This window comes from Streptomyces sp. NPDC026394 (genome assembly GCF_055567735.1).
The window spans coordinates 376,036-388,034 of record NZ_JBVHPX010000006.1 but is presented as its reverse complement, the minus strand read 5'-3'; the positions used below and the strand labels follow the sequence as shown (position 1 = coordinate 388,034).

Annotated in this window: 12 protein-coding genes; 8 read left to right on the top strand and 4 right to left on the bottom strand. The window is 74.5% G+C overall.

Annotated elements, in window-relative coordinates:
* Positions 1-34: 34 nt before the first annotated feature.
* Entirely contained in the window at positions 35-700 is a 666-nt protein-coding gene (locus ACZ4QV_RS17715) for a TetR/AcrR family transcriptional regulator (protein WP_467763093.1), read from the bottom strand.
* A gap of 51 nt (positions 701-751) precedes the next feature.
* Here ACZ4QV_RS17715 and ACZ4QV_RS17710 point away from each other — a divergent pair, with 51 nt between their 5' ends.
* The 4 genes from ACZ4QV_RS17710 (at position 752) to ACZ4QV_RS17695 (ending at position 3,647) form a co-directional block, all read left to right on the top strand.
* The gene (locus ACZ4QV_RS17710) at positions 752-1,726 is read left to right on the top strand and encodes a DUF2867 domain-containing protein (RefSeq protein WP_467763092.1); all 975 of its coding nucleotides are present in this window, start codon (positions 752-754) and stop codon (positions 1,724-1,726) included.
* Between the two features lie 110 nt (positions 1,727-1,836).
* Positions 1,837-2,598, top strand: a complete 762-nt coding sequence (locus ACZ4QV_RS17705) for a 4'-phosphopantetheinyl transferase family protein (protein WP_361148627.1) — start codon at positions 1,837-1,839, stop codon at positions 2,596-2,598.
* A 129-nt stretch (positions 2,599-2,727) separates the two neighbouring features.
* Positions 2,728-3,270 carry a GNAT family N-acetyltransferase gene (locus ACZ4QV_RS17700; protein WP_361148625.1) on the top strand — a complete coding sequence of 181 codons (543 nt, stop codon included), beginning with the start codon at positions 2,728-2,730 and terminating at the stop codon, positions 3,268-3,270.
* Entirely contained in the window at positions 3,270-3,647 is a 378-nt protein-coding gene (locus ACZ4QV_RS17695; protein ID WP_361148623.1) for a glyoxalase superfamily protein, read from the top strand. Before ACZ4QV_RS17700 ends, ACZ4QV_RS17695 begins: the two co-directional genes overlap by 1 nt.
* A 76-nt stretch (positions 3,648-3,723) precedes the next feature.
* Here ACZ4QV_RS17695 and ACZ4QV_RS17690 read toward each other — a convergent pair whose 3' ends face one another.
* Entirely contained in the window at positions 3,724-4,059 is a 336-nt protein-coding gene (locus ACZ4QV_RS17690; protein ID WP_361148621.1) for a DUF6204 family protein, read from the bottom strand.
* Between the two features lie 160 nt (positions 4,060-4,219).
* On the opposite strand from ACZ4QV_RS17690, the gene ACZ4QV_RS17685 reads away from it, so the two are divergent.
* From ACZ4QV_RS17685 to ACZ4QV_RS17675, 3 genes are all read left to right on the top strand, one after another.
* Positions 4,220-5,125 (top strand): arginase family protein, encoded by a 906-nt coding sequence (locus ACZ4QV_RS17685; RefSeq protein WP_467763091.1) that lies wholly within the window; start codon positions 4,220-4,222, stop codon positions 5,123-5,125.
* Between the two features lie 191 nt (positions 5,126-5,316).
* The gene (locus tag ACZ4QV_RS17680) at positions 5,317-7,335 is read left to right on the top strand and encodes a DUF5107 domain-containing protein (RefSeq protein ID WP_467763090.1); all 2,019 of its coding nucleotides are present in this window, start codon (positions 5,317-5,319) and stop codon (positions 7,333-7,335) included.
* Positions 7,336-7,478: 143 nt separating this feature from the next.
* Positions 7,479-8,822 (top strand): cytochrome P450, encoded by a 1,344-nt coding sequence (locus ACZ4QV_RS17675; RefSeq protein WP_467763089.1) that lies wholly within the window; start codon positions 7,479-7,481, stop codon positions 8,820-8,822.
* A 60-nt stretch (positions 8,823-8,882) separates the two neighbouring features.
* On the opposite strand, the gene ACZ4QV_RS17670 is transcribed toward ACZ4QV_RS17675, so the two are convergent.
* Together ACZ4QV_RS17670 and ACZ4QV_RS17665 are read right to left on the bottom strand one after the other, a co-directional pair.
* Positions 8,883-10,022: a terpene synthase family protein gene (locus tag ACZ4QV_RS17670; protein WP_467763088.1), complete on the bottom strand. Its 1,140-nt coding sequence runs from the start codon at positions 10,020-10,022 to the stop codon at positions 8,883-8,885.
* Between the two features lie 33 nt (positions 10,023-10,055).
* Positions 10,056-10,739, bottom strand: coding sequence for a hypothetical protein (locus tag ACZ4QV_RS17665; protein WP_361615486.1), 684 nt, complete (start codon positions 10,737-10,739; stop codon positions 10,056-10,058).
* Positions 10,740-11,063: 324 nt separating this feature from the next.
* On the opposite strand from ACZ4QV_RS17665, the gene ACZ4QV_RS17660 reads away from it, so the two are divergent.
* Complete coding sequence (locus tag ACZ4QV_RS17660; protein WP_361148609.1) at positions 11,064-11,987, top strand: NADP-dependent oxidoreductase; 924 nt, start codon at positions 11,064-11,066, stop codon at positions 11,985-11,987.
* Positions 11,988-11,999: the final 12 nt, after the last annotated feature.

Here is an 11,999-nt window from a genome sequence, read left to right as displayed (position 1 = left end):
GCTGTCGGTGGCCACGGGCCGCTACCGGTCGTGTTCAGCGGCGCCCGGTCGCTCCCGGTCCTTCCCGGCAGAGCAGGGTGTCGATCACCGAGTCCAGGTAACGGTCGCGGTCCGCCTCGCCGGGCAGGCTCTCCGGGACGGCGTGCCCCAGTTGCGTGTTGCCGAGATACGCCGTGTACGCGAGCAGGCCCCGGAGGCGCGCCTCGGCCGCCGGGAAGCCCAGCGCGGCGAACAGGCCCGTGACATAGCCGATCCGGCGGTCCGTCACCCGGCGCAGGGCCGCCGCGACGCGCGGCTCCGCCGCCGTCGCCAGCAGGGAGACCTCCAGCGGGTCCGCGGCCGACGCGGCGGACGCGTGCGCGAACAGGACGCGCAGCCGCCGCTCCGGGTCGGGTTCCGCCTCCGCGGTGGCGATGACGGCTTCGGTGTGCAGCTGCTCCCAGCGCTCCAGCGCGGCGTCGACCAGGGCGTCCCGATTGGCGAAGTGCCAGTAGAAGCTGCCCTTCGTGGTGCCGAGGCGGGCGGCGATCGGTTCGACGGCCACCGCCGACAGGCCGCCTTCGCCGATGGCCGAGAGGGCGGCTTCGGCCCAGTCGTCGGCCGTCAGGCGGCGGCCGCCGCCGGCCTTCCCGTCGCGACGGGGTCCGTCCGAGGGGGTGCCGTGGGTGTCCCGGGGGTCGTCCGTGCTCCGTCGCGCCATGACCATACGCTACCGTACGGTCAAACATACGCCACCGTATGGAGGTGCCCGATGCGCTCGGTCCGCGATGTCCACACCCGCACCGTCCAGGCCCCCGCCGCCACGGTCGGAGCCCTGCTCGACCGGCTGGCCGGCGACGACGACGACCCGCTCTTCCCGGTGCCCGTCTGGCCCGCCATGCGCTTCGACCGCCCGCTGGGCGTCGGCGCGACCGGCGGCCACGGTTTCGTCCGCTACCGCGTCACCGCCTACGAGCCGGGCCGCCACATCCGGTTCGACTTCCCGGAAGGTGGCCACCACGCCGTCGAGGTGACCCCGCTCGGCGCCGGCAACTGCCGGGTGACCCACGTCCTGGAGGACCGGCTCAAGGGCGTGAAGCTGGTGGCGTGGCTGCTCGCGGTGCGCTGGATGCACGCCACCGTCGTCGAGGAGGTGCTCGACAACGTCGAACGCGCCGCCACCGGCACGGTCCGCTCCCCGGTCCGCCGCTCGCGGTGGGTACGGCTGCTGAACCGGCTCCTGTGGGAACGCCCCGCCGCCGTACCCGTTCCGCCCGCCGCCCGGCTGGCCCGTACCGCCTTCGCGCGTACGGACTTCCAGGACGCCTGGCAACTGCCGCTGCCGCCTGGTATGCCGCGCGACCCGGTGGCCTGGAAGGGCGTGCTGCGCGGCGCGTTCCCCGAGAAGGGCCGCGCCACGACCGCGGACGGCGGGGAGATTCTGCTCGGCCGGGACGCCCGGCACCTGGACTTCCGGGCGTCGCTCCTGGTCGAGAGCCCGGCCGCGGGGGCGGACGGGCGCACCGCGGGCCACGGCGGCCGGGTGACGCTCAGCACGGTCGTGCGCGCCCACCACACGGGCGGGCGGCTCTACTTCGCGGTCGTCCGGCGCGTGCATCCCGTCCTCGCGCGGGCGATGCTCCGCCGTACGCACCGCAGGCTGGCGCTGGCCGCACCGAGCGCGGGGGAGCGGGAGTCGGCGGCACGCGCCCCGCGCGCCGGGTACGGTCACCGGACACGGCCGTAACGGCTCCCGGCACCCGCACCGCGCCGGACCGCCCGCACGTGCCGCCGACGGACGGACGGACCGGATGACTCCGGGCGGCCGCGCAGGACGACGACGAGGGAGTGCGACCGATGACCACGGGCGACATCTGGGCCCCGAGTGAGGAGAGCGGTGCCGTGCGGCCCGCCCTGACCCCCGAGGTGTACGACGCGTCCGCGCTGCCGGGCCCGCTGCCGGCGGACGGCGCCCCGAAGGTGTCGCTGTGGCTGGTCCGCAGCGTGCCCGAGGCCGGGCTGCACGACACGGCGGTGCTGGACGCGGCCGAGCGCAAGAGGACCGCCGCGTTCGTCCGGCCCGGCGACCGCGACACCTACGCCACCTCGCACAGCGCGCTGCGCCGCCTGCTCGGTGCGTACCTGGACCGTGACCCGGCCGGCATACGGTTCGTGCGCGAGCCCTGCCCCTGCTGCGACGAGCCGCACGGCCGGCCGGCGCTGGCGGGGGCCGGGGCGCCGCTGCACTTCTCGCTCTCCCACACCGGTGACATGGCGCTGATCGGCTTCGCCCGTACGCCCGTCGGCGTGGACATCGAGAAGCCCGCCTCGCCACGGACCGTGGCGGAGGTGTCGGGCATGCTGCACCCGCGCGAGCGCGCGACGCTGGACGCCCTGCCCGAGGGCGGGCGGCCGGCCGCGTTCGCCCGCTGCTGGACCCGCAAGGAGGCGTACCTGAAGGGCACGGGCAGCGGTCTGGCGGGCGATCTGATGACCACGACGCTGGTCGGCGCCGGGCCGGAGCCGGTCACGGTACCGGGGTGGGAGATGGCGGACGTGGCGGTGCCGGAGGGGTACGCGGCGGCCTGCGCGATCCGCGCGGCGACAGTCCCGCACTGACGGGTTCCGGCCGGAGCGGCCCGGACCCGGACAGCGGAACCAGGGCTTCCGCCGGGCCGCCGGGGTGACAACTCGCGCACACGATCGATATACCTGGCGGTCCGGCCCGCCGCTTCGTACGATCGGACGATGGCTGACGATCACTACCTCGCCACCGGCTCGCGGGTCGGGCTCCGGCACTTCACGGCGGAGGACCGGGCGGAGTTCACGGCGCGGGCCCGGGAGAGCGTGCGGCTGCAGCGGCCGTGGCTCTCCTCGCCGACCACCGACGCGGCCTACGACCGGTACTTCGCCAAGCTCCAGGAGCCGTCGCGCGAAGGGTTCCTGATCTGTGAGCTGGACAGCGGCCGGATCGCCGGCTTCCTGACCGTCAACAACATCGTGCACGCCGCGTTCCGCTGCGGGGCGGTCGGGTACGGCGCCTTCGCGCACGCCGCCGGGCGGGGGCTGATGAGCGAGGGGCTGCGGCTCGCCATGGGACACGCCTTCGGCGAGCTGGGGCTGCACCGCCTGGAGATCAACATCCAGCCGGCCAACGAACGTTCGATCGCCCTGGTCAAGCGCGCGGGCTGCCGCCTGGAGGGCTACTCGCCCGACTTCCTGTTCATCGACGGCGCCTGGCGGGACCACGAACGCTGGGCCATCACCAGTGACATGTTCGAAAGGACCTGATGTCCGAGATCACCTTCCGGCACCCCGTTCCGGTGCTGCGCGTCTTCGACGTGGCCAAGGCGCACGCGTTCTACCTCGGCTACCTGGGCTGCGCCGTCGACTGGGAGCACCGCTTCGCCCCGGACCTGCCGCTCTACACCCAGGTGTCCCGCGGCGGACTGGTGCTGCACCTGTCCGAGCACCACGGGGACGGGACACCGGGATCGGTGGTGTACGCCGAGCTGAGCGGCGTACGGGCGCTGCACGCCGAACTGGCGGCGAAGGACTACCCGTTCCAGCGGCCCGGCCTGGAGGAGGACGGTGAGATCGGACTGACGCTGACCGTCACCGACCCGTTCGGCAACCAGCTGCGGTTCAACGAGCCGCCGGCGGAGTGAGGGACCGCCGGAAGGCCGCCCGGCCGGCGTCCGCCCGCCCTTCGTCCGGCCGGCCCGGGCCCGCCCGGCGCCCGGTTCAGCGTCCCTTGCGGTTGACCTTCATGGTGTCCATGTCGGTGGCGGACGAGCGCAGGTCCCGGTAGCCGTACCCGGCCGCCGTCAGCGCCGCCTCCGCCTTCTCCTCGGCGAGGGCGGCCGCCAGCTCCTCGCCGTCCGCCGCGTCCGAGACGATCACGTACCGGTACGTGAACGACCGCAGCGCCGTGTCGTAGGCGAGCGATCCCTCGGGCGTGAAACGCAGCCGTGCCAGGCCGTGGTCGTCCGCCTCGGCCAGCAGCCGCGCCCTGGCCTCGTCCGTCAACCCGTCCCACCGGCCCCGCACGATCACCCGGTAGGTGTGGTCCGTCGCCATCGCCTTCCCTCGTCTCCGTCGCCGGTACGGCGGCCCTCGCCGTACCGATGCGGTTGCAACGGTACGGCATGCCGGGCTGCGGCGCGGCAGCCGCCCGGCCCCTGTCGCGCACCACCGAAACCCGGTTGAAGTCCGCGGGCCGGTGCGGTGGGATGGCCGGATGCGCCGCATCGTGCTCCTCGACGCCCCCTCCAACCTCGGGCTGCGTCCCCCCGCGCCGGGCACCGTGCCCGGCTGCTACAAGCTGGCGGGCGCCCTGCGCGAACAGGGGCTGCTGCGGCGGCTGAGCGCCCTGGAGGGCGGCGTCGTGACACCGCCCCGCTACGACCTCGGCGGCTGGCGGGAAGGCGAGGGCGACTTCAACGCCGCCGCCATCGCGGACTGCACCCGCCGACTCGCCGCCCGTGTCGAAGCGCACGTGCGCGCGGGCGAGTTCCCGGTCCTGCTGGGCGGTGACTGCTCCATCCTGCTCGGTGCCGTCCTGGGCTTGCGCCGCGCCGGCCGGTACGGTGTCGCCTACCTCGACGGGCACGGCGACTTCCGGCACCCCGGCAACACCGACCGCACCGGCCCCGTCGGGGCGGCGGCCGGCGAGGGGGCCGCGCAGATCACCGGCCGCGGACAGGCCGACCTCACCGGCATCGACGGCCTGGGGCCGTACGTACGCGACAGTGACCTGCATGTTCTCGGCATCCGTGACGACGACGAGGACCGCGCCGAACTGACCTCGCTGGGCATCTCCCACCGCACGGCCGGGGAGATCCGGCGGCAGGGCCCGGAGGCCGTCGCCCGCGCGGCCCTGCGCGGCCTCCAGGACACGGCACCGGACGGCTTCTGGATCCATCTGGACGCGGACGTGCTCGACCCGTCCGTGATGCCCGCCGTCGACAGCCCCGACCCCGGCGGCCTGTCCATCGGGGAACTGCGCGAACTGCTCGCCCCGTTGGCGGCCTCACCGCGCTGTGCGGGGCTCGACCTCACCATCTACGACCCGGACCTCGATCCGGAAGGAACCGGGGCGGCTCTGCTCGCCGGTCTTCTGGAAAGCGCCCTCGCGCAGTCCTGACCGCCCCGAGTGTCTCCGGCTGCCTCCGACTGCCTCTGGCCGTCTCCGATCGATGTGCGGCCGGTAGCTGACGGCGAGAGCCGGAACACATGGCCTCAACAGGCCCTTTTCAGGCACGCGCGGACAGGGTTCCATGGTCAACAGGCGGCCACCGCTCCCGAGGTGGCCCGGTACAACCCTGCGAGGCAGCCGTGGCCACTGGCGTACGACGCACGACCCTGACCCTTCCCGCGGCACCCGTGGGCCCGGCCAGTCCGCTGCCCGCCGTCCGCGCACCGGGCGACGTGCACCGCGTCGAGCTGCCCGAGGGGCCGGACCTGCCGCCCGACATGGCCCGTCAGCTCCGCTACGCTCCACTGGACTCGCTGCTTCCCGTGGCCATCCACGACGATTACGGCCGCACGCGCGCCGAAACCACCCTCGACGCCCTCGTCATCGAGAACGACCGGCTGCGCGCCACCGTCCTGCCGGGCCTGGGCGGCCGCGTGCACTCCCTTTACCACAAGCCCACCGACCGCGAACTGCTCTACCGCAACCCCGTCCTGCAACCCGCCAACTTCGCCCTCAACGGCGCCTGGTGCTCCGGCGGCATCGAGTGGAACACCGGCGCCACCGGACACACCGCCCTGTCCTGCGCCCCGGTGCACGCCGCGACCGTACCGGCGCCCGACGGCGGCGAGATGCTGCGCCTGTGGGAGTGGGAGCGGCTGCGCGACCTGCCCTTCCAGGTGGACCTCTGGCTTCCGGAAGGCTCCGACTTCCTCCTCGTCGGCGTCCGCGTCCGTAACCCGCACCTGAACGCGGCGCCCGCCTACTGGTGGTCCAACATCGCCGTCCCCGAGGACGAACGCACCCGCGTCCTCGTCCCGGCGGACGAGGCGTGGCACTTCGGGTACGAGCACACGCTGCGCCGCGTCCCCGTACCGGAGTCCGGCGGCACCGACCGTACGTACCCGCTGCGCAGCGAGCACCCCGCCGACTACTTCTACGAGATCCCGGACGGCGGCCGCCGCTGGATCGCCTCGCTCGACGGCACCGGCCACGGCCTCGTCCACACCTCCACCGACACGCTGCGCGGCCGCAAGCTGTTCCTGTGGGGTGCCGGACGCGCCGGGCGCCGCTGGCAGCGGTGGCTCACCGAGCCCGGCACCGGCGGCTACGCGGAGATTCAGGCGGGACTGGCCCGCACCCAGTTGGAGCACGTACGCCTCGAAGGCGGCGCGGAGTTCGCCTGGCTGGAGGCGTACGGGCCGCTCGCCGCCGATCCGGCCGTGGTGCACGGCACCGACTGGGCCGCGGCCCGCCGCGCGACCGGTGACCGGCTCGAAGCGGTACTGCCGCGCGCACAGGTCGACGCGGCCTTCGCCGCCTGGCGGCCGTACGCCGACGCCGAACCCAAGGAGGCGCTGGCCACCGGCTCCGGCTGGGGAGCCCTGGAACGGGCCCGCACCGGCCACGACCTGCCCGGCACCCCCTTCGCCGAGTCGACCGTCGGCCCCGACCAGCAGCCCTGGCTGACGCTGCTGCACACCGGCGACTTCCCACGCGGCGGCGTGCCCGCGGCGCCCCTGGTCGCGGCGCCGTGGCGCGACCTGCTGGAGTCCGCCCCGCCCGGACCCGGCACCGACTACCACCTCGGCATCGCGCAGTGGCACGCGGGCGACCGGGCCCAGGCCGTCCGCAGTTGGGAACGGGCCCTGGCCCACGGTGCGGACTGCCGGCCGCTGTACTGCCTCGCTGTCGCCGAGGAGAGCGAAGGGGAGACGGCGCGTGCGGCGCAACGCTACGCGGAGGCGCTGGACTGCGTACCCGAAGACGAACCGGCGGACGGCACGGAACACATCGGGCCTCTCCTCCCCGCCCTGGTACGCGCCGCGGTCCCCGCACTGCTCGCCGCCGACCGCGCCGACGAAGCCGCGGCCGCCCTCGCCCGCCTGCCCGAGGCCACCCGTACCGACGGCCGTCTCGCCCTGCTGACCGCCCAGGTGGCCCTGGCGCAGGGGGACGCTGCCGCGGCCCGCGCCGTCTTCGACCGCGGCTTCGAAGTCCCCGACCTGCGGGAGGGCGACGAAACCCTCAGCGACACCTGGTACGCCGTCGCCGAAGCCCTGATCGCGGGGACCCGGCCCGTCACCCCCGACGTCCGGGCCCGGGCGCGCGCGGAACACCCCCTTCCGGACCGTTACGAATTCCGGATGCGGACGGTGTGAAGCGAACAAAACCAGCTGAAGGTGCATAGGGTGCGGACAGCGGTGTGCTGTGCGGTGTGCGCTGTTCGCGCACACCGCCCGGCCCCGGCCCCACCCCCCACCCGCCCCGCAGTGCCACCGCGCCGCCCCGAAAGAGCACCGCCATGCCGATCCGTGCCGACAGCCGACTCCACACCGTCTCTCTGCGGCACGTCCTCGGCGGGCTGCGCGAGGGCGGACCGCTGGCACTGATGGAACGCACCGGACGGCAGGCACAGGGCGCGCTGACCCGGCTCGACCTGGGCACCTTCCGGCCCTTCCTGGTCACCCACCCCGACCATCTGCGGCACGTACTGCGCGACCACGGCGGCAACTACCGCCGGGGCACGGCGATGTGGCAGGCGATGGGCCGGCTCACGGGACAGGGGATCACGGGCGAGGGGCCTCGATGGCGGGCCAGCCGGGACCTGTGGTGCAAGGGCCTGTCGGGCGGCGCGCCCGCGCACGCCGACGGCACGGCCGTCTCGGTCGAGGGCGCGGTGGCGGAGCTGGAGCGGCGCGTGGCGGGCGGGGCGACGGTGGACGCGCTGGCGGAGATGACCCGCGTCGTGCTCCGGGTCGTCAACCCGGCGTTCTTCGGTTCCCGTATCCCGCAGCACCGGTGCGACCGACTCGCCGCCGCGGTCGCCGTCGCGTTCGACTCGCTGCTGTGGCGGATGGCGCTGCCGTTTGTGCCGCTCGCGGTACCGGTGCCCGGCGACCGCGCCTTCGGGCGTGCCACCCGTACGGTCAACGAGATCCTGCTGCCGCTGATCCGGCGGGCGCGGCACGAGCGGCACACCGGCACCGACCTGATGAGCGTGCTGCTCGCGGGGGCGGACGCCGACGGCCGCGCGCTGAGCGACGAGCATGTCGCCCAGGACGTCGTGGCCCTGTTCGTGGCCGGCTCGGAGTCCAGCGCCCTGACGCTGACCTGGACCTGGGTCGCACTCGCGGCACATCCGCACCTCGCGGCGGAGGTACGCGCCGAGGCCGACGCCGTACTGTGCGGCGGCCCTGCCCGGCCGGAGCACGCCCGCCGACTGGTGTCCACCCGCCGGTTCCTGGCCGAGGTGTGCCGCCTGTACGCGATGGCGTGGGCGGTGCCGCGGACGGCCGTCACCGCGGACGTCATCGACGGGGTGACCGTCCCGGCGGGCGCCACGCTGGTGCTCTCCCCCTACCTGACGCACCGGCTGCCGCAGTTCTGGGAACAGCCGCTGCGCTTCGACCCCGGCCGTTTCGCCGCAGAGCGCGTCCGGGGCCGGCACCCGCTGGCGTACCTGCCCTTCGGCGACGGGCCGCACCAGTGCGTGGGCCAGGCGTTCTTCTTCCAGCAGGCGGTCCTCGTCGTGGCCTCGATGATCAGCCGGTTCGACTTCGCGGTGCCGGGCCGGGCCGAGCCCAGAGCCGCGGTGGCGCTCCGGCCGCGGGGCCGTGTCGACCTGGTGCTCGCCCCGCGCCGCTGACGCGCCTCGGGCGCACGGACCAGCCTCCGACCGCCTTCCGCTCCCATCGGCGCCGGGTCCTCAGAACCGGTCCCACCACCAGGCGATGGACGGAAGCGGCGGCGGTGCGTCGGCCCGTGGCGCGGTCCGGGTGAAGGAGCCGGTGGTGGTGACCGCGCCGGGATGCCGGCCGTCGGGGTTGGTGTACCGGCCGGCGCGCAGCCCCCATTCGATGTTCCCCCGGATCAGGTGGGAGAGGTGGTCGAGGTGCAGCCGCAGCGGCGCGCAGGCCGTGGGCAGCACACGGTCGCGCAGTTGGACGAAGCGCAGGGTCAGCCGGTCGCACAGGTCGACGGCGGCGGCCAGCGCCGCTTCGAGACCCAGGCCGTGTTCGGCGGCCAGGATGTCGACGAGGTTGAGCCGGCAGCGCGAGGCGTGCGGGCTGCGGGCGGCCAGCCAGCGTTCCTTGCCGTACGAGAACAGGTCGTCGTCGAACGCCGCGGTCGTGAAGGCCAGTTCGTTCAGCGCGCGCACCGCCGGTGAGTCCATCACCGCGCCGGGGACCTCCGTACCGTCGATGATCTCCGTCCAGCTCATGGTGGCCGTGCCCGCCGCGGTGTGCTGGCGCAGGTGGGCGTAGTCGTCGAGGGACGGCGTACAGTCGCGCAGCCGACAGCCGAACTCCCACAGGACCCCCAGGAACCAGGCCCGGTGCCCGTCCACCATGCGCCGGACCTGCACCGGCGTACCCGCGGCACGGCAGCGTGCGGCCAGGTCGTCCGCCGCCGCGAGGAAGGGGTCGGCGGCCCCGCCCCGTACGGTTCCCGGCGCTTCCAGTACGCGCAGCAGACGGGTGGCGAAGCCGGTGAAGTCCTCGGCGCGCAGGCTGGCCGGGCCCTCGTCGCAGTGCAGGTCGTCGAAGGTGAACATCAGCACGCACCAGTCCACCGCGAGCTGGAGCCGGCCGGCCGGCGCGGCGGGCATGATGCGGCCGTAGAAGCCTCCGCAGTCGTTGCCGGCCATCCGTACGCGCTGTGGGCCGTTCCGGCACAGCCCGTACCCCTGGATCCAGTCCGCCGCGAGCGCGTTCAGCCGGTCGGCCGCCGGGTGCTCCGCACTGGGCAGGGGGCAGTAGCGCGGCGGGATCGTGACGCGGATCGGGGCCGCGGCGGTGTCCTCACGCACCTCGGCGGCCACCGGAGCCAGTACGCCGTCCCTCATGGCAGGTCCCTCATGGCGTGTCCCCCCACGGCGTTACGGCAGCAGGGCACGGGAAAGCGCCTGCGCCGCCTCGGCCACGCTGCCGGAGGCCGTGGCGTCGAACACCGTGCCCCGGGCGGGCAGCGGGCTGGTGCCGAGAGCGTTCTTCAGCGCGTCGTACCCGCCGGCGCCCAGGCTCAGGGCCGCGGCACCCCGCCCGGTGCCCTTGGTGACGTCGACCCGGGTCTTGTCCATCGCGAAGGCGAAGGCGAACAGGTCCACCGACGCCGGCTGCCGCCTCCGGCGGGCCTCGGCGCCCTCGGCGGCGGCCGTCCCTTCGGCCTTGTGGGAGCCGAAGTCGAAGGACATGTCCGTGAAGGACACCGCCCCGCCCCCGGCCTTCCTGAAGGTCAGGCCGCCGTCGGCCGGAACGGTGCCCTTGCTGAGGTCCAGCGCGAACTCACCCCGCGTCATCGGCAGCCGCACACACCGGCGGCCGTCGACGTCGACCACCCGCCCCGGGCTCCGCGCCTCCAGCGACACCCCCTGGTCTGCCAGCGCCTTGGCGACGGCCGGTACCGGACACAGGTCCATCTCGGCCTTGCTCACCTTCACCTGGGGAGCGGGCAGCACGCTCGGGGTCACCCCGGCCGCCGCGCCGGCCCAGGACAGGACGCAGCCCCCGGCGGCCACCGCACCGACCGGCACGACGAGGCGGCACCAGCGTGGCAAAGACATGACGACTCCCGTCGACGGCACTCAGGGACCAGCGGCCGCTCCGCTGCACCGGCCCGCCGCCCCGTGCGGGTCGCCCACCCTCTACGCGAACACACCGTGCGCCCCCGGACGACCGCGCACGGGCCGCTCGGGTGACGGGTCGGGTGACGGGGAGGAGCGGCGGGACGGCGTCCCGGATCGCCGGCGGACGTCTTCCAAGCGGGTGATCCGGGGCCGAATCCGTGCGTGTGTGCGCCCTTGTCTGGTGTGCGAGGGGGAAAACGCGGGGACAGGCACCGCGCAGACCGGGCCACCCCCGTCGGCCGACCACCGGGAGACACGATCATGAAGGCAGTCATCGCCCACCGCTACGGCGACCCCGACCAGCTCGGCTGGACCGACCAGCCGGACCCCAAGGTGGGGCCGGACTCGGTGCTGGTGCGGGTGAAGGCGGTCGGGGTCAATCCCGTCGACTGGAAGGTCCTGGCCGGCTATCTCGATCCGCTGATGAACGTGCACTTCCCGCTGATCCCCGGCTGGGACGTGGCCGGGGTGGTCGAGCGGACCGGCCTGGACGCGACCGAGTTCGCCGTCGGTGACGAGGTCGTCGGCTATGTGCGCAAGGACGAGGTCCAGCACGGCACCTTCGCCGAACTGGTCGCCGCCCCGGTGCGGACCCTGGCGCGCAAGCCCGCCGCCCTGAGCTGGCAACAGGCCGCCGGGCTGCCGCTCGCCGGTCTCACCGCCCTCCAGGTGCTGGACCGGGTCGGCGTGACCAAGGGCGAGACGGTCCTGGTGCACGCCGCGTCGGGCGGCGTCGGGTCGCTCGGGGTGCAGATCGCGGCGGCCCGCGGCGCCCGCGTCATCGGTACGGCCAGCGAGCGCAACCACGACTTCCTGCGCTCCCTGGGCGCCGAGCCGGTGACGTACGGCGACGGCCTGGCCGGCCGGGTGCGTGCGCTGGCGCCCGACGGGGTGGACGCGGCCGTGGACTTCGTCGGCAACGGCGTCATCGACGTCTCGCAGGAACTGCTGCGCGACACCTCGCGGGTCGCCTCCGTCGCCGACAACGACGTGCTGGAGAAGGGCGGGCACATGGTGTGGGTGCGTCCGGACGGCGCGGGCCTGGCCGCGCTGGGCGACCTCGCCGACGCCGGGAAGCTCACCGTGCACGTCGACACGGTGCTGCCGCTGTCGCAGGCGGCCGAGGCGTTCCGCCGCAGCCAGGAGGGCCGCACGCGCGGCAAGATCGTGCTGGAGGTCTCCTGACGGGCGGACGGC

Excerpts from the sequence above, each read along its gene's own strand:
- ACZ4QV_RS17685 (WP_467763091.1), top strand. The coding sequence starts at position 4,220 with ATGCGCCGCATCGTGCTCCTCGACGCCCCCTCCAACCTCGGGCTGCGT.
- ACZ4QV_RS17675 (WP_467763089.1), top strand. The coding sequence starts at position 7,479 with ATGCCGATCCGTGCCGACAGCCGACTCCACACCGTCTCTCTGCGGCAC.
- ACZ4QV_RS17715 (WP_467763093.1), bottom strand. The coding sequence starts at position 700 with ATGGCGCGACGGAGCACGGACGACCCCCGGGACACCCACGGCACCCCC.
- ACZ4QV_RS17690 (WP_361148621.1), bottom strand. The coding sequence starts at position 4,059 with ATGGCGACGGACCACACCTACCGGGTGATCGTGCGGGGCCGGTGGGAC.
- ACZ4QV_RS17660 (WP_361148609.1), top strand. The coding sequence starts at position 11,064 with ATGAAGGCAGTCATCGCCCACCGCTACGGCGACCCCGACCAGCTCGGC.
- ACZ4QV_RS17670 (WP_467763088.1), bottom strand. The coding sequence starts at position 10,022 with ATGAGGGACGGCGTACTGGCTCCGGTGGCCGCCGAGGTGCGTGAGGAC.
- ACZ4QV_RS17700 (WP_361148625.1), top strand. The coding sequence starts at position 2,728 with ATGGCTGACGATCACTACCTCGCCACCGGCTCGCGGGTCGGGCTCCGG.
- ACZ4QV_RS17710 (WP_467763092.1), top strand. The coding sequence starts at position 752 with ATGCGCTCGGTCCGCGATGTCCACACCCGCACCGTCCAGGCCCCCGCC.
- ACZ4QV_RS17695 (WP_361148623.1), top strand. The coding sequence starts at position 3,270 with ATGTCCGAGATCACCTTCCGGCACCCCGTTCCGGTGCTGCGCGTCTTC.
- ACZ4QV_RS17705 (WP_361148627.1), top strand. The coding sequence starts at position 1,837 with ATGACCACGGGCGACATCTGGGCCCCGAGTGAGGAGAGCGGTGCCGTG.
- ACZ4QV_RS17665 (WP_361615486.1), bottom strand. The coding sequence starts at position 10,739 with ATGTCTTTGCCACGCTGGTGCCGCCTCGTCGTGCCGGTCGGTGCGGTG.